Annotated in this window: 13 protein-coding genes and 1 pseudogene; 8 read left to right on the top strand and 6 right to left on the bottom strand. The window is 57.6% G+C overall.

The window, feature by feature from the left end:
- Nucleotides 1-110: 110 nt before the first annotated feature.
- Entirely contained in the window at nucleotides 111-1,409 is a 1,299-nt protein-coding gene (gene melA / locus WCS52_12395) for an alpha-galactosidase (protein ID MEI6167983.1), read from the top strand.
- 13 nt (nucleotides 1,410-1,422) lie between these two features.
- Here the strand turns inward: melA and WCS52_12390 are convergent, their stop codons facing one another.
- The gene (locus WCS52_12390; GenBank protein MEI6167982.1) at nucleotides 1,423-3,660 is read right to left on the bottom strand and encodes a hypothetical protein; all 2,238 of its coding nucleotides are present in this window, start codon (nucleotides 3,658-3,660) and stop codon (nucleotides 1,423-1,425) included.
- A 293-nt stretch (nucleotides 3,661-3,953) separates the two neighbouring features.
- On the opposite strand from WCS52_12390, the gene WCS52_12385 reads away from it, so the two are divergent.
- From WCS52_12385 to WCS52_12360, 6 genes are all read left to right on the top strand, one after another.
- A complete protein-coding gene (locus WCS52_12385; protein MEI6167981.1) occupies nucleotides 3,954-6,479 on the top strand; it encodes a hypothetical protein in 2,526 nt (841 codons plus the stop codon).
- Between the two features lie 3 nt (nucleotides 6,480-6,482).
- Nucleotides 6,483-8,027 (top strand): substrate-binding domain-containing protein, encoded by a 1,545-nt coding sequence (locus tag WCS52_12380; protein ID MEI6167980.1) that lies wholly within the window; start codon nucleotides 6,483-6,485, stop codon nucleotides 8,025-8,027.
- A gap of 22 nt (nucleotides 8,028-8,049) precedes the next feature.
- Nucleotides 8,050-8,700, top strand: a complete 651-nt coding sequence (locus tag WCS52_12375; GenBank protein ID MEI6167979.1) for a hypothetical protein — start codon at nucleotides 8,050-8,052, stop codon at nucleotides 8,698-8,700.
- A gap of 213 nt (nucleotides 8,701-8,913) precedes the next feature.
- A complete protein-coding gene (locus WCS52_12370; protein MEI6167978.1) occupies nucleotides 8,914-9,771 on the top strand; it encodes an ABC transporter permease subunit in 858 nt (285 codons plus the stop codon).
- Complete coding sequence (locus WCS52_12365) at nucleotides 9,768-10,403, top strand: ATP-binding cassette domain-containing protein (GenBank protein MEI6167977.1); 636 nt, start codon at nucleotides 9,768-9,770, stop codon at nucleotides 10,401-10,403. Before WCS52_12370 ends, WCS52_12365 begins: the two co-directional genes overlap by 4 nt.
- Before the next feature lie 47 nt (nucleotides 10,404-10,450).
- Nucleotides 10,451-11,188: a substrate-binding domain-containing protein gene (locus WCS52_12360; GenBank protein ID MEI6167976.1), complete on the top strand. Its 738-nt coding sequence runs from the start codon at nucleotides 10,451-10,453 to the stop codon at nucleotides 11,186-11,188.
- Here WCS52_12360 and WCS52_12355 read toward each other — a convergent pair.
- From WCS52_12355 to WCS52_12345, 3 genes are read right to left on the bottom strand one after another with little or no spacing between them, the layout of a single operon-like run.
- Entirely contained in the window at nucleotides 11,185-11,835 is a 651-nt protein-coding gene (locus WCS52_12355) for an ABC transporter ATP-binding protein (protein MEI6167975.1), read from the bottom strand. The two genes, WCS52_12360 and WCS52_12355, sit on opposite strands and share 4 nt — an antisense overlap.
- Nucleotides 11,836-11,837: 2 nt before the next feature.
- A complete protein-coding gene (locus tag WCS52_12350; GenBank protein ID MEI6167974.1) occupies nucleotides 11,838-13,085 on the bottom strand; it encodes an FtsX-like permease family protein in 1,248 nt (415 codons plus the stop codon).
- Entirely contained in the window at nucleotides 13,082-14,137 is a 1,056-nt protein-coding gene (locus WCS52_12345; protein ID MEI6167973.1) for a hypothetical protein, read from the bottom strand. Before WCS52_12345 ends, WCS52_12350 begins: the two co-directional genes overlap by 4 nt.
- Nucleotides 14,138-14,305: 168 nt before the next feature.
- Here WCS52_12345 and WCS52_12340 point away from each other — a divergent pair.
- A pseudogene (locus WCS52_12340) lies at nucleotides 14,306-14,485 on the top strand (HU family DNA-binding protein).
- Nucleotides 14,486-14,506: 21 nt separating this feature from the next.
- Here WCS52_12340 and WCS52_12335 read toward each other — a convergent pair.
- Together WCS52_12335 and WCS52_12330 are read right to left on the bottom strand one after the other, a co-directional pair.
- Complete coding sequence (locus tag WCS52_12335) at nucleotides 14,507-14,656, bottom strand: hypothetical protein (GenBank protein MEI6167972.1); 150 nt, start codon at nucleotides 14,654-14,656, stop codon at nucleotides 14,507-14,509.
- A gap of 79 nt (nucleotides 14,657-14,735) precedes the next feature.
- Complete coding sequence (locus WCS52_12330) at nucleotides 14,736-16,088, bottom strand: tyrosine-type recombinase/integrase (protein ID MEI6167971.1); 1,353 nt, start codon at nucleotides 16,086-16,088, stop codon at nucleotides 14,736-14,738.
- Nucleotides 16,089-16,494 lie beyond the last annotated feature (406 nt).

Genomic DNA, 16,494 nt, shown 5'->3' with positions numbered 1-16,494 from the left:
AATTGAACACATCTTATTTCGGGAAGAATTTCGGGTAAGATTTTGTTGCGACCATAAGGATTAGAGTGAGTTGGAGATGTTTGAATGTTCGTGAATCATTGGAGGAGTGAATGAGGAAGATTGCGATTATTGGCGGCGGTAGCGCCAAGTTTGTCCGGGAACTGGTTGTTGATTTCTTTAGTTACGAGGAACTTCGCGAGCTCGAGATCTCGCTTATGGATATTGATGCGGAGCGGGTCGCCCGTTCGGAGCGGATGATCAACAAGATCATCCGGGATCGGAAACTGCCTTCACGCGTTTCCGCCACTACAGACCGGCGCCAGGCGCTGGAAGGGGCAGACTACGTGATCGTTACGATCATGGTGGGCGGGCTCAAGCACTATCAGTCTGATGTGGCCATACCGGCCAAATACGGCGTGTTGCAGACGGTCAGTGATACGATCGGCCCCGGCGGTGTCTTCCGCTGTGTACGCACGGCTCCGGTGTTGCGAGGTCTTGCCAGCGACCTGCGGGAGGTGGCTCCGTGCGCTTGGCTTCTCAACTACGCCAACCCCATGGCCATGAACTTGTGGACGCTTCTGGATTCCGGTCATGAACGTTCCGTGGGTCTGTGTCACAGTATCCAGAATACGTACCCGCAGATCGCCAGGTGGATTGGTATTCCTCCCGATGAGGTGCGTTACACCGCCGGCGGACTCAATCATGTGAACTTCTATCTTACACTCGAGCACAAAGGACGGAATATTTATCCGGACCTGTTGGCAGCCAAGGATCGCGTGGTGACAGCCGAGCCCTGGGAGCGTCCCCGCTTCGAGCTGTTAGAGGCGATCGGTTATTTCCCGGCCGAGGGGCCGCAACATCAGACCGAATACTATCCCTGGTTCCGCAAGGACGAGACCGTCGCGAAGCAATATGCCTGTGAAACCTACTGGGGCTATGATCGCGATTCTGCCAACTACAAGGCCAGGGTTTCTGAAGTGGACCGCCAGATTACCGGAAAAGAGCCGATTGTCTACGAACGCAGTAACGAGTATGGGGCGCGCATCCTGCACTCTCTGGAAACAGGCCGGCCGCGGGTTTTTTATGGGAATATCCGCAATCATGGACTCATTGAAAATCTTCCTCCGCAGGCGGTGGTGGAAACGCCGTGCCTGGCGGATGCCAACGGGATCACTCCCTGTCGTGTGGGTCAGCTCCCGGCTGCATTAGCCGCTCTCATGACGCCGCACGTCGCGGTGCATGGGATGGCCGTAGAGGGGGCGTTGACGAAGAGCCGGCGCCTCGTCAGGCAGGCGATTCAGGCCGATCCCCTCACCGGTGCCATCCTGACTCTGCCGCAGATCCGGGCGATGACGGATGAGTTGTTCCTGGAAAACGCAGAGTACACGTCAGATTGGGCTACAGACTAAGAAGTTTTGCCTCTCAATTTCTTTCCACCACGACCTGATGGGCTTTGCGGAATGAATAGGGGATCTCAGTCTGGCCGTCGAATTGCCGGGCTTGGCCGTCTGCTTCCAGCAGGCGGATGCCTTTGAGGTCGCGACTTATGCGCAGGGGCATCACCACGTCTCGTGAGGGCACGATCTCTACGCGAAAACCGCCTGCCCGCCATTCGCCGGAGACTGCGAGGCCGCCGTCGGTGCGGAGTCCATGGAAAAAGAAAGATTTATCCTCCCATTCCGGCAGGATTGCGGCGAACAGGTCAAGCGTCCCGCGGCAGTATTGCACCACACAGTCTGTCAGGGCTTGCAGGTAGAGCCCGCTGGTTGTGAAGTAGTAAGCCTTCTTCATATGCCACGGCTCACGCATGCTCGATTCATAGAACTGGATCCAGTACGGGTCCGCGAAACGTGCGGGTTGCACCATTGAGAGGTCACGTGCCACCTCGCGGCCTGACCGCATACGTGCCGAGGCGAGGGTGAACTCCCCAAAGGTCCAACCATAGGAGATGGGGAGAAGCGCCTGATGCGTCAGGTCATAGCGGCGGGCCCAGGAAGTTTTTACCGGTGCATAACTGTCGATGATGTCCGGTAGAGGCAGGTAACAGATGGGATTTAATTGCACCGGATGCTTCTGCAGGCCTACTGGCCGGTCATCCTCCGCAAACGTCTTCAGTGTGCCATCCGGGCGTTCGAGTGAGGCAAGATCATAGCCGACTGTGAGTACCTCGGTCACACGGCCCTGAAGTTCGCCTTGGCGCCCGAGGATGCGGCAGACCTCTTGGTAGGCGCGCAGAGTGTAGAGCGCGGACCAGAAACAGCAGAGCGCATTTGATTTTTCGCCGGTCTCCGTGCTGGCCTCATCCTGGCTGCGCAGGTGCAGATGCTGGATTTGTGCCTTGCCGCCCGGCGGCAGAACGGTGAGTGACAGATAGAATCGCGCCACCTCCTCCAGGATGGGAAAATGTTTTGCCAGGAAGGCCCGGTCGCCGGTGATCTTGAAGCAGTTCCAGACCATGGCCGCCACATAGGCGGAGTTGTGGAACTCGTAGGTGTCGGGGTTGGTGGGGCCGTCTTTCTCGAATCCGTCCCAGTCCTCGAATGGAGGGATCCAAGGGTAGAAGGCGCCCTCGCGCTCCGCGATCCGCCGGGTATAGCGCTTGACCGCCTCCAGGTTGTCGAGCCAGTTGGGAAGTTGTGCCAAGGCGCGCTCGATGTGACCAAGTCGTGCCAGATTCTCGGTGACGTAATACATGTCCTGCGGGAAACCGTGCTTCCAGATGTTATTATTGAGTCCCGTCGGCTCCATGATATGGGTAGGCAACGGCGAGACGGCTGAGGCCAGGTAGTAGGCGGAACGTGTCCATACCTTGGCGGCAGGACCCTGTGGGAGGAAAAGACCACTGCGTTCCCAGAAGGCGGCGGCGGCAGCGAGATGGTCCTGACGGAAGCGTGGTGAGGGTTTGGGCAGTGCCTTCACGGCGGCGTCGCGTTGGGCGCCGAGTTCGGGGTCGAGGATGAGCACGCGCAGCGCGCTATTGCCCTCCGGCACGATAAAGACGAGTTCATTGCCCTCGCACTGGAGGGTGAGGTTCACGCCAGCGATCAGAAACTCAGTTGTTTTGCAGTTGGTGATGGAACGTACGAGCCAGCCCTGTTTAGCCTCCTCGATTTCCACCTGAAGGGTATCCATGAGACCCTGCTTCCAGCGGCAACTTGTGTTCTCGGCCTGCAGCAAGTCAAAGCGCATGCGGACGGTCAGCGCGTCGCGGGGTGTGATGCCGGTGCAGGTGAAGGCCGTCTCGAAAAGTTCCGGCAGGGCCATGCTTGCAAAGGAACGCGTCCGGTAGGTAGCGGTGTCCACGGTCCAATCGGTGGTGAGCGTCATGGCGTAGAGGTCAAGGACCTGGCGGTAGCGTGAGAGGTCGCCCAGCCAGAGGCCGCGTCCGTCTGCGCGTCCGGGTGACATGGCGAGGAGAGCCGCCTGATTGTGCCCCCCATTGGAATAGCGGTAGTAATGGTTTACATACCCGATATGCCGGCGTCCATGATCGTAGTCGAAGTTGGGTTTGGAGGGAAAGCCGAACTCATCAAAAGAGCCACCCACCCAGCCGTTGGCAACGTAGGGCGGGATGAACTCATGGCCGGTCTGGAGTTCGTGGAGGTCATAAACAATATTGGCGCGGCGCACAGCTTTGGCAATCGTTTTGGCGCTGAACATGGTAAGCCTCTCAGGTTTTCGGTTACAATAAAGAATGTGAATATTATGGGTAAACCGTTGCCGTCAAGGCAAGGATTATGTCCCCGGCGGAAGGCGTTCGCATCATGGCTTTTGGCCTCTGCCGCACGAGGCGGCAGTAACGGACGATGGGCCGAAAAGGCCTGCGTTTAAGCCTCATCATGATCACGCGCGAGGAAACGAGGCGAGGGCGGCATCCAAAGTAATGCGCGATTCAACAAAAAAAATATCTAAGAGTGTGTCATTCTTCTCATTGGATATAGTAGCATGGGCGCATGAAACGTCAGAATAATGGAGTCGACAGGGAACATCATCTTCACCTTGCCGAGTCGCCGCTGAATGAGCCGATGACGCCCTTGAGCCGGGTAACGGTCACCGGTGGCTGCCTGTCAGGAACTTGGACTGTGCGCGACGGACAGGGTCGCGAATACATACGGCAAAAAGGAAAGACGCCGTTTCGTTTTACGGTCGGCGGGGCTCTGGGGCGTCATGAGGTACGGTTGCTGGATGAGGCGCAATGCGAACTGGCGGCGCTTTCCTTCCAGGTGGATTGCCGGACGGAATTAAAGGAATCGGATGGCATCTACCAACAACTTTTCGCGGATGCGCTCTGGACCATGCTCTGCTGGAGCGAGCCGCATTACCTGCGCCTTGGCAACCGCTTTTACAATTTTTTCAGTTTTTGCCTGCGGGACCATATTCATGTGATGAAGGGGTTGAAATATTTCTGTCCCGAGTTGAAGCCGGGGCTCGATCTCTTTGGCGACACCCAGCACACGAATGGCATGCTGGCGGATACCGTGAAACCCCTGGAACGCGTCGCCAGCTACTGGGACATCGTGTTTCTTCCCACGGGCTTCCGCTGGCAGGATCCGGCGCGCGATGTCTGCATGCAGCGCACCCCTGTGGAGAATGACTTGGAGTATATCTACGTGGAAGGCCTCTACTACATCTGGAAGGCGACAGGTGACGAGGCCTGGATGCGGGGGCGTCTGGATCAGGCCATCCGGGCGCTGAACTTTTCACGCCAATCGCCCTGCTACTGGTCGCGGAAATTCAAACTCCTCAAGCGTGGCTACACGATCGACACTTGGGACTTCCAGACCGAGGAAGACCTGGCCATCTCCGGCCACAACATGCTGATCGACCCGGAGAAGACGCGCTTTGGCATCATGCACGGCGACAACACCGGCTATGCCGCCGGCTGCCGCTATCTGGCCGAAATGCTGGAGCACGCCGGTCGCAACGCCGAGGCGCGGCAATGGCGGCGCACCGGCGACGCGATCCGGCAGCGGCTCGACCGGGTGGCGTGGAACGGCCGGTTTTACCGGCATCATGTGCCCGAGGATCCCCGGGTCAAACGCGACCTCGGCGTGGATGAAAGCAAGCAGATTTCTCTCTCCAACACCTACGCGCTCAACCGTGGCATCCCTCATGCGCAGTGCGTGGAGATCCTACGCACCTACCAGCACCTGCGGCGCGATCTACCCAAGGGGTCGCCGGGCGAATGGTACCTGATCTATCCTCCCTTCGAGCGTGGGTTCAAGCATGCCAACGACAAATGGGAGTACATGAACGGCGGCGTCTCCACGATCACGGCTGGTGAACTTGCGCATGGCGCATTTGAACATGGCTTTGAGAACTACGGTGCCGACATCCTGCGCCGCGTGGGAGGTCTGTGCGACAAGTTTGCCGACTGGCTGCCGCGCGCCCCCAATGGCGGCTCGGCCGTGACGGAGTGGAGCCGGCAGCGCATCCTCCCCTGCGTGCTGCGCGGTGCAGAATCAACGCCGCCCCGCCGCACCTTCCACACGCTTGATCTCACCACGGCGGCCAACGTGGACTTTTGCGGCAAAGGCGCCAAAAACGTACCGGGGTGGACTGGTGAAGGCCGGAATGACCTCGCGGAAATGCTGGTGGGTAGGCAGCGGTATGAGGACATCCCCTTTGTCTTGATCGATCCGCGCCAAAACCAGCGCCGGGCCTGCATCGGCCTTGCGCCGAAGGCTCCCTACCTGCCGGAGATCAAACTCCCGGTGAATCGCGTTGCGCAATCGCTCTATCTGCTGCACACCTACTCCAGTGCCGCCTTTCCGGCTGGAAGCATTACGATGCAGTACGCGGATGGGAGCGAACATCATGTCGCGGTGAAGGACAACATGGTGCGAAACTGGTGGACGCCGCCGGATTTCTTCCACCCTCATGCGCGCGTGGCGTGGCGCGGCAAGAACCGCGTCTGCCCCAATATCGCCGTCTTTACCTGCGGGATCTATAACCCGCACCCCGAAAAAATAATTGCCGGGATCAGGCTGGCCACCATGCCGGGGGCTGGAGAGTGGTTTGTGCTGGGGTTGACGCTGTGCGATGCGCCGGTCTACTTCCAGCCCAACCCGATCAGTTTTGGCATTCCAGACCACTGGGGCGCAGCCGCCGTGATGTATGCTTTGCTCGAGGGGCTTGCAGGCGTAAAGGACGAAGGCGTGGCCTTTGATCGTTTGCTGTTGGCGCCGCGCTGGGTAGCCGCCGGCGTGAAACGTGCCGAGGTTTGCGTGCGCTACCCCGCCTCAGAGGGGTATGCAAGCTACCGCTATCGTGGCAATGGTCGCTTGTTGACCTTGACCTTTACGAGCAGTGCGCCGACGACGCGGCTGGAAATTCTGTTGCCGGAGGCACGCCGGCCGCGCGGCCTCACCCTGGATGGGCGCCAGGTTGATTTCGAATACCGCCAAGTTGAGCGCAGCGGTTACGCCAGTGTGAACGTTAATGGGGTTGGTGTACATACCCTTCGCATCCGTGCATAAACGATGAAAACGACCTCTGACAGGATACCGGAATTCAAGGCGGGCAAGATGGGTGTTGCGATGCTGATTGTCGTGACCTCGTTGATAGCGGTTGCCGCCTTGATTGTCCTGTTGCTGCCACGCCGACCGACAGTCGAACCCCGGCAAACTCTGCTGGTCTACTGTGCGGCTGGGATTAAACCGCCGGTTGAGGCGGTGGCCCGTGAGTATGAGAAGGAATTCGGGGTCAGCATCCAATTGCAGTTTGGCGGATCGGGTACACTGCTCAGCAACCTCCGGGTTGCCCATGCCGGGGATCTTTTCATTGCGGGAGATGATAGTTACATCCGTGAAGGGCAGGCATTGGGCGTGATCGCCGAGGCGATTCCATTGGCGAAGGTGCATCCCGTTATCCTTGTGGGCGCTGGCAACCCGAAGCATATCCAGGCGGTTTCCGATCTGTTGCGCGAGGACGTAACTGTTTCTCTGGCCAATCCCGAGGCGGCGTCCATTGGCAGGATGACCCAGAAATTGATGGAGTCCGCAGGGATGTGGGCTGCGCTGAAGCCGCGCGCCAAAGTGTTTAAGCCTACAGTAAATGATGTGGCCAATGATGTCAAAATAGGTGCTGTGGATGCGGGCATTGTCTGGGACGCGACGGCCCGGCAGTATCCCAAACTTCAAATCATTGAAGCGTCGACCTTTACGGGGGCCTTTGAAACAGTCACGGTCGGAGTGGTCAAAGCCAGTCGGGCGCCGACCGAAGCGTTGAGGTTTGCCCGATATCTTGGAGCGCGTGACCGTGGATTGCCTATATTTGCTCAGAACCACTATGTGTCGCTTGACGGTGATGCCTGGGCCGTATCACCGGATGTGGTGTTCTTCAGTGGTGCCATGTTGCGTCCGGGTCTTGAAAAAACACTGAAGGAATTCGAGGCGCGCGAGGGCATTCGCATCACGACGGTGTACAACGGGTGCGGCGTTCTCTGTGCCCAAATGCGGGCGGGGGAGCGGCCTGATGCCTATTTTTCATGCGACACATCGTTCATGACAAGTGTCAAAGATCTCTATGTTGATCCCCGTGACGTGGTGGATAATGATCTTATGCTGATCGTCCCGAAGGGCAACCCGCTCAACATCCATACCCCGGCAGACCTGTTGCGTCCCGGGTTGCGTGTGGGGCTGCCACACCACGAGAAGTCGGCCATGGGCAATATTGCCTGGAAAATGCTTATGGCACTTGAGATTTACGATAAAATCGGGGCCAATATGAAAGTCGAGTCACCCACCGGAGACTTTCTTGTCAATCAGCTCCGCACCGGCTCTCTCGATGTGATCATTGCCTGCCGCAGCAATTTGGGGAGCGTGCATGAGTATCTTGATGGCGTGAAGATTGAGCACCCGATGGCCCATATGGTCCAACCTTATGCGGTCGGAAAAGACACCCGATACCCGCAATTGATGACACGCCTTCGTGATGTGATTGTCTCGGCTGAGTCCCGTCAGCGATTTGAGTCTGTCGGGTTTGGCTGGACTTACCGGAAGACTCCGGTTTCGTTACCCCGTTAATGGATGATGAAGGAATAACACGATGAATATGGAAGAACTGGAGCGAGGTATTCACAAGGGACTGGAAGTCTGGTCTCTTCAAAGCGTGAGCGATCTTGCGATTATGTTGTCATTTGTGATTCTCGCGCTGGTCGCGGGACGATCTTATCTGGACAGCATTCGCCGCCGTTTGACCCTGCGACTGGCCGCGGAAGCGTGGGAGACGGGAACCGATGTCCTCATTGATCTGTTGCTGGGGTTTGTCACATTGGTCGGGGTGTTCATCATTAATCCTGACATTATGGCCGATATCAAGATTGGTGTGCCCTGGGTGCCTCTGGCGATGGTGTTGATGGCCGTTGCCCTGGTGCTCCGTGTGTTTCACGGCGGGCGGATCGCAGGTTCACCTGCCTGGTGGAGTGTGCTGGGATTATTGGTCGTGGCCTGTGCGGCCAACTGGTTTGGGTTCACCTTCGTCATGGAAGCTGCCGGGGATGAATACTTGAAAGGACATGCGGATTCATTTTGGCCGATGCTTAAGAGTATGCGGTCGGATTTAAATCCTGACCTTGCCATGGTGACGTTCCAATGGGCGAATCCGGCATTGATGCTTGTATTTGTCTGGGCGTTAATCGTCGGTGCCATGCGCTCAAGTCGGCATGGTCAGGAGAAAAACACTGGGCATGATTCCTAACGTCCAGTCGGGTGAACTATTGCAAATCGATCGAGGGCAATGTATTGCCTGTGCTGTTTGCGTGGATGTATGCCCCACAGTGGCGCTTAAGATGGACTCGGGAGACCTGTGCCCTACAGTTCGGGTCAACCTGTGTACCGGCTGCGCTTTGTGTGAAAAAGAGTGTCCTACTGCGGCTATTATTGTAAACCATGCGCGATGGAGTCAGACCCCGTGAATCATGTAGTTGGTGAGCCTCCATCGTTAAAAGTGCGTCCTGGCCCTGACTGGCCATTTCTACTGGGTCTTGCGTTACTCAGCAGCGTCTATATCGTGCTGATCGTGGCGATGCTGGTTGCAGACCTGTCGTTCACCACGCCGGGGCATCTACTGGCGGCATTGCGCAGCCCTGATATCCAATTTTCGATTCGGTTGAGCCTGATTTCCTGTACCTTGACCACGTTGTTGTCGCTTTGGGTTGCCGTGCCGACCGCCTATCTGATCTCGCGGTTTGATTTTCCGGGCAAGAATCTCATCAATGGTATCCTTGATATTCCCGTCGTGTTGCCGCCGCTGGTCATTGGACTCAGTCTGCTCATACTGTTCCAGACGCCTGTTGGCAAAGCCATTGAGCGCGTCGTGCCTTTTACCTACTCGACTGGAGGCGTGGTGCTGGCGCAATTCGCCGTTGCGTGCGCGTTTGCCGTGCGGACGATGCTCGTGACGTTTGGACAGATCGATACCCGCCGGGAGCAGGTGGCGTTGACCTTGGGGTGCAACCGTGCGGCAGCGTTCTGGTGGGTGGCCTTGCCGGAGGCTCGTAGGGGCGTGTTGGCCGCCGCCACGCTCGCGTGGGCGCGGGCACTCGGTGAATTTGGCCCGATACTCGTTTTTGCCGGCGCCACGCGGTTGCGCACGGAAGTTTTGCCCACCACGGTATTTCTGGAACTGAGCGTGGGCAACATCGAAGCGGCTGTCGCGGTATCGTTGTTGATGATCGGCATGGCGTTGGTGGTGTTAACACTGGCGCGCACGTTCGGGCTGCAGCAATCCATGGATCGCAGCCTGGCGGGTGGGGGACCTTTTTCATGATTTCAGTCGAACAACTTGCCGTTCAGCAGGGCTCGTTCACGTTACAAGATGTGACGTTTTCGGTGCCTACGGGCCGTTATGCCGTGCTGATGGGACGCACCGGAACCGGTAAAACCACCATTCTGGAGGCGATTGCCGGCCTTCGTCCTTTGCGTGCCGGACGCGTCAGACTGTGCGGTGTGGATGTCACCCGGGCCAGGCCGGCGGAGCGCAACATAGGGTATGTGCCCCAGGACGGGGCCCTGTTCTCCTGTATGACCGTGCGCGAACATCTGGCGTTCGCACTCGCCATCCGGCGCGAGCCAAAGGCCCGCATTGCGGCCCGGGTTCAGGAACTGGCTGAGTTGCTGAATATTGAGCCGCTGTTGCACCGCCTGCCGTTAGGCTTGAGCGGGGGGGAGCGCCAGCGCGTCGCGCTGGGGCGCGCGCTTTCATTCCGGCCCGGTATCCTGCTGCTCGATGAGCCGCTCTGCGCGGTGGATGAGGACACGCGTGACGACATGGTCGCACTGCTCCGACGCGTTCAGACGGACAGCGGTGCAACCGTGCTGCATATCACGCATAACCCGGTCGATGCCGTGCGGCTCGCCGACTTGGTGTTGCGGTTGGAGAACGGAACGGTGAAGGCATGAGTGAGGTATTTGGATTCAAACCAAGATAGGCCACAGTGATGAACACGATGAACCATGACAGAATAATCCGGGTTTTTTCCGCAAGGGCGTGCGCCGAACCACTCAGGGAAGCAGCGGTTCTCTTTGAGCAGAACACCGGCACACATGTGGAGATCAGCGTCTGCAACCGGCATTGCGCAAGTCCCGTGGCCGAAGAGGCGGTGGAGGGCGGCGGGCATGCTGATTTTCTCGTGGAAATTGCAGAGGAGGGAATTCACGATTTGGCGATCGCCGGTGCGGAATACCTGCTTGATGACGGGGAGGTGCGTGGCATCGTCAAAAAGGGAGAACGGCGCACCATCGCCTGCCGCGAATCAGCCATCGTGGTGCCAGCCGGTAACCCGGCCGGAATCACGACCCTCAAAGACATGGCGCGGCCAGGCGTCAAGGTGGCCATCTCGGTCATGGACTGCCTGAAGGGCCTGTGGGAGGATTTGAGTGGACGGGCCGGATTGATTGAGCCGATCCGCCGTAACATTACATTCAAGGCCAATGGGTGCGTGGCGATTGTTGAAGCTGTGGTCGAAGGCAAAATCGACTGTGCGTTTGGCTGGTCGAGTTTTGCGCACCTGGCCCCGGGAAGGATTGAGGTTGTGAAGTTGCCTCCGGCCTATTGTATTTACCGGGGAACGTGTATCGGGTTGCTCAAGTTCTCAAAAAATCCTGCCGAAGCGGTGAAGTTCATGGACTTTCTGACCACCGCCGAATCCAAGCAATGCTACCGGAAGTACGGCTGGGTGATCTAAGGCTTTTTCTCAATCCGGACAATCCGATCAGCACGGCTGGCGGCGGTGTCGTCGTGAGTCACGAGCAGAACAGCCCCGCCGGTTTTTGCAAAGCCCGCCAGGGCCGCCATTACCGTTTCGGCGTTGGTGCGGTCAAGATTTCCCGTCGGCTCATCGGCGAGCAGAAGTTGAGGCCGGTTTAGCAGGGCACGGACCAGCGCAGTCCGCTGACGTTCGCCGACGCTTAAGTGTTCAGGCAAATGGTGTTGCCTATCGGTTAGGTTGAATTTCTCAAGCAATTCCGTCACCCGGACCCTGGCGTCCGGCATCGTCAGGGCAAGGGTCGGGACCAGTACATTATCCCGAACACTCAAGTACGGGACTAGATGGAATTGCTGGAAGACAAATCCAATGTGCGCAGCCCGGAACACGGCCCGGGCCTCAGGAGGCATGGCATACGGATCCTGCCCCGCCACGCGAACCCCGCCCCCATCGGGTCGCAACAATCCGCCGGCTGCCAGCAAAAGTGTGGATTTGCCGCATCCGCTCGGCCCCTGAACAGCGACGAACTCGCCAGCGGCAAGAACCAGTGACAGTCCGCTCACGGCGTTAACCATACCGGCCGGCCCGGTAAAACGTTTACTCAAATCTGATATTTCAAGAATCATTCCTACTCCCTGCTCAATACCACCGCCGGATCCTGCCCTACGGCAAGCATCGCTGGAATCCAACTCGCGAGGGCTGCCAGGATCGGAGCAACCGCCAGCACGACTGGCAACCAAGGCAACTGGAACGTCGGCATCGCCGGGGCAGTCAGGAGCACCCCCGCGCCAAACCCCAGCGCCGCCCCCACGAATCCGGTAACCAGAGCCCGGGCTAGAAAGAGAACGAGAATCTGCCATGACCGCAGTCCCAGGGCGCGCAGGATGCCGATCTCGACAGCCCGTTCACGAACGTTGCCTAGGGCTAGAAACGCGATCCATATTGCGGCGCCGACCAGCGTTGCCGGCACAAGAACCGCGGCGAAGGACTCCTTCTCCGCGCGCAGTTTCGCGCGGCCAGCACTTTCCTGGGCGATAGCGGCGGCGGCTTCGGACGCCGCTCGCTGCCTTGTTTCGGCACGGGCAACGGCTTGCGAGGCGAACTCGATCACCTGCGTGTCTGGCAGGATGCGTGCGATCTCAACGCGGATCTTTCCGAGCCGGTCCAAGGTGTCACAGGTGCAGTCCAGCGCGAGAATCGCGTTGATCAGTCCGGGTTTGCCCAGCAGGGTCTGAGCCTCAGATAGATTGACCCAGACAGTAATGTCATCCTTGTTGCCACGTTCGGGATTAATTTTTGCCACCGTGAACATCCGCCCCATCAACACGGCTTCATCCCCGGCCTTGAGGTGAAGGGTTATGGCGAGTTCATGGCCGAGGAGCATCGTACCCGTCGCGACGGGTTCGATCAGAGGTTTCTGTTTGGCGCTTTGCAGGTACACCTCGCCGCGCACGCCCATCAGGAGAATCGAGCGATTGCGCTCCGGCCATTTGATTTTCTGCTGAAGGCTGGGCAGAATGTGGTTGATCGTGGCAACGCGGCTTTTTGCGAGGCGCACGGCATAGTCCTCCGGCATGGACTTCGCCGCGAAATCGTCAGCGTACAGGTCGCCCAAGTTCTGATCCTTGGGTAAAATCAGCACATTGAACCCCATCTTGAGTGTCAGTTTCCGGTAGTCATCCTCAAGCCCGGCCATGCGAGACTGCGTCTCGGCAGACCGGGCGGCAATGATCTCTTCGGTGCGCAGGTCATATCGCTTCAAGACGGTCAGTTCAGACACTAGGCATGCCACAGCGACAGCGACTGACACAATGCCCAGCATGAAATTCAGTTGGCGGCACCCAACCTCGCGGAGAATAAGGTGTAGGAGGGTCATGACCGGTTCCTTCGCATGATGACGAGTGTGCCGGCAGCGACCACCCCCAGTACAACTGCCAGAGAGATGAAAAGATTGCGGCGCAATCCGCCGGGTGAAACCGGTGCCGGCGCGGGTACGCCGGACGTCGTTACGCTTGTCGCCAGCGGGGGGAGTGACGACAGACTGACAAGTGGTGGCAGGGGAGGATCCGTGACGACACACTGCGGGATAGCCTCATCCCAGTTAACCGAGAGCAGGAGGTCTGTGCCGGGTTTCTGTGCCTTGACTTCGCAGGAACACGCGCCACAAACGTAGTACGCCGCTCCTGAGATCGTGCTGGCATTGAGATCCTTCCCTGCAAACCCGGCGAGCACACGGCCGCGGCCATAGACCGGAAACACCACTGGCCCGGTCGCGTTGGTCAGCGATAAATCAATGCCGAACAACATGGCGATGAAGACTGTCTCAGCCGGGTCAGCACGCGTGACCGGTAACACGGAAAAGGCGACTTTCAGAGCGCGGTTACCTTCTGTGCGTGGATCGTTTGGGTCAACTTCGGGGATGGCGATTTCCTTTTCAAGTCTGCGAAACTCAGTGTCGAGCAGGCTTTTGGTCGCCGGATTGCCGTCGAGCAATACCCACACAACCGAGTCGCCGTTGACTAGGCGGCGGACTAGTTCGCGGCGGGCCGGCGAATTCAGCAGCAGTTGGCCAGTTGCGGCGTCAAAAGGTCCCTGCCACGCAGGCGGAATCTCAGTCGCGTTTCCAACCTGGAAATCCACCTTCACCCATGGCAGGGGGAAATTGTTCGGGCCGGATACTTCGACGACTTTTAAAGTTAAATTGGCGGCTCCTCGGTCAGCCGCATCCTGAAGCACGGTCGCGGAGGTTTGTTTGTCGGCTGGGAGGGGTCCTTGGCGGTAAAGTGTGACGTCAAAGGTGTCAGCCTGCCAACGTTCCAGAGCATAACGAAACACCGGCACATTGCAGGCTGAAACATCAGGTATGCCAGCCATCCCAGCCGCGATGGCACATGCCACCGTCAGAGTCAGCGCTCTAAGTTGTTTCACAACCCGCTCTCCCTTCTGGTCAGCGGTCGTGACAACTGACTTATCCAAAAAAGCGAAAGAATCTACTTCAAAATGGCACATAGAATAATCTTCCTCAATTACTGCCTGAAACGCAATGGCGACGTCGTCTTTTTAACATCATAAGTTTTTACGTTCTGGACGGGTTGTTTGGCATACAAGAATGCCAAGAACAGTTTCACCCTTCCTGGCTTGGGTAAACTGGTGTTGGTGAATCGTAAGGCTCGCATGGGACGTAACCCCGCGAAGGGCGAGACGATCAAGATCAAGGCCAAACGCCTGGTGAAGTTCCGCGTGGCCAAGGCCTGCAAGGATGCGATCCTAGGCTAAGGATTATGGAGGTAACCCTGTTCAGCGGTTACTCTTCTGAAGAGATCGCAAAGACGCTAGGGTGTCATCCATGCCAGTGTTACCGGTGGCCTCCTCAATATGTTCGGCGGTGCCGAGTTCCCGCACAGCATCCAGCATGTGGTCTGATAAACGCAAAGTTTTGGTCGTCATGATCTGAGTCCTCCCTAAAAACGTAATATTCCGAATACGAGCGGTCAAGTTGTAGACACGAACAGTCGTAGACACGAACTCACGATGCGTTGCTCTGCCCGTCGCTGCGGCTTATCTTTTCAGCCAAAACATGCAATTCAGCCACCTTGGATTGCCAGTTCTTTGAATTTGCCCCTTCAAATATTGTCAGAACGGCATCAGCATCCACCAGGCGAGGCGCTGGTGCCGGGGGGAGGGCTTTGGGTTCCTCCTCAGTCATAATGGACGGCAGTCCCGCCACCGCCGCGATGGCGGCGGCTTCCCCGGTATGGGTGTAATGCCGGGTCATGGCAGGATTGCTGTGACCAACAATCGCTTCAACAACCGCCAGCGGTGCATTGGCCTCCCGGCAGAGGGAGACAAATGAATGCCGCAGGGAATGAAACCCAACTTCAACTTGCGCCATTTTCTGACATTCTACAGCCCGCGTTGTCTGTATTTCGCACTTCTTGAACAGGGCTTGCATGCGATCCGTCACATAACTGTGATGCCGCGCGTAGTCGGCGGCAATACGGGGCAAGACGTATTCGGTTCTGTCACTCTTGGGCTCCTCCTCCAGCAGGGCGCGCAAGGTTTGATGGATCGGCACCATAACGGGTTTCTGGCTACGTCGTCCTGTTTTATTGGGGATCCGGAGGATGATGCCGCGCGCAAGGTCAACTTCGGCCCAGCGCAAGGTGGCGCAATCGCCCAGTCGTAGCCCTGTGTAGAGCCCAATAGCCACCATGAGACGCAAATCCCCGGTAGCTTTTGTGCAAACCGCACGGAGTTCCGCGATGGTAAGTTCCCGGCGACCATGAGTCACCAGTCGTTTCCGTTGAATATCTTCCCAGGGATTTTTCGTCAGGCGTGCTTTCTCGGCAACAGTCCGGAAAACGAGGCTCAGCAGGTTCATGTATTTGTTGAACGTGTTTGGGCTCAGTTTTTCAGCGGTCAAATGGGCGGCATACTCTCCCGCGATCTCCGGTGTCACGGCCCGTAATGTCTTCACATCCGGGTATGCGCCAGTTATCCACTTTAAGAAACGCCCCCAAGTCAGGGCATAAACCCTCAACGTGGCTGTACCGGTGTCAGGCCGGTTGTGAGACTTGATAAAGGTGCCCCAAGCTTGCTGGAGGGGCAGGGCGGGGTTGCGCTGTTCATCAATGACCTCCAGTTCGTGCCGCCGGCCTTCCAGTTTAGCCTTGACGTTTTCCAGCGCCCCGGCTTCATCCGCCACCGTGAAGGGGGACATGATCTTTACCCGGGCCTGTTCCGCATCCTTGGCCGAGGTAATCGCTTCGCCGTTGTCGTTATACAAGGCCTGCTGCATGACCTTGCCATTAATGACATACCGCAAATAAAAAGTATTACTGTTAGCTCTTTTAAATATGTGCCCTGTTCGATGTTTCATGGTTACTCTCCGATTGCCGTATTTCGCTCAATGCCGCTTAACTCAGCCCTAATACTAAGGCATGGCAATTCACAAAGCAATCACAAAATAACCATTATCGATAAATATTAGCAAAAACACGCAAAAAAGTAGACTCAAAATCTACCACCTTCACGGGTATCACGGTTCAAGTCCGTGCTCCGGCACCACCTTTAAATCAGTTCCGAGTTTCGGGTTGCGAGTTCCGAGTCAAGATGGCCTCTGTTTGGAGTGCGGCGGCTTGAGCCGCTTTTCTTCGGCGCGGCTTGACGCGCCGTTCTTCGATCAATCGAGCATCCCTGCACGAGATACCGCCTGTCAAGCCAGGCTTTGGAAAAGCGGCGTCAAGCCCTGCGCTTATCCCCAAGGAAAAGACGGGACAAAGTCT

It is taken from the genome of bacterium (genome assembly GCA_037128595.1).
GTDB lineage: Bacteria > Verrucomicrobiota > Kiritimatiellia > CAIKKV01 > CAITUY01 > JAABPW01.
Note: the sequence above shows the minus strand (reverse complement) of the source record. Positions and strands in the feature narration are given on the sequence as shown.

Coding starts and splice junctions, on each gene's coding strand:
- melA (MEI6167983.1), top strand. CDS start 111: ATGAGGAAGATTGCGATTATTGGCGGCGGTAGCGCCAAGTTTGTCCGG.
- WCS52_12390 (MEI6167982.1), bottom strand. CDS start 3,660: ATGTTCAGCGCCAAAACGATTGCCAAAGCTGTGCGCCGCGCCAATATT.
- WCS52_12385 (MEI6167981.1), top strand. CDS start 3,954: ATGAAACGTCAGAATAATGGAGTCGACAGGGAACATCATCTTCACCTT.
- WCS52_12380 (MEI6167980.1), top strand. CDS start 6,483: ATGAAAACGACCTCTGACAGGATACCGGAATTCAAGGCGGGCAAGATG.
- WCS52_12375 (MEI6167979.1), top strand. CDS start 8,050: ATGAATATGGAAGAACTGGAGCGAGGTATTCACAAGGGACTGGAAGTC.
- WCS52_12365 (MEI6167977.1), top strand. CDS start 9,768: ATGATTTCAGTCGAACAACTTGCCGTTCAGCAGGGCTCGTTCACGTTA.
- WCS52_12360 (MEI6167976.1), top strand. CDS start 10,451: ATGAACCATGACAGAATAATCCGGGTTTTTTCCGCAAGGGCGTGCGCC.
- WCS52_12355 (MEI6167975.1), bottom strand. CDS start 11,835: ATGATTCTTGAAATATCAGATTTGAGTAAACGTTTTACCGGGCCGGCC.
- WCS52_12350 (MEI6167974.1), bottom strand. CDS start 13,085: ATGACCCTCCTACACCTTATTCTCCGCGAGGTTGGGTGCCGCCAACTG.
- WCS52_12335 (MEI6167972.1), bottom strand. CDS start 14,656: ATGACGACCAAAACTTTGCGTTTATCAGACCACATGCTGGATGCTGTG.
- WCS52_12330 (MEI6167971.1), bottom strand. CDS start 16,088: ATGAAACATCGAACAGGGCACATATTTAAAAGAGCTAACAGTAATACT.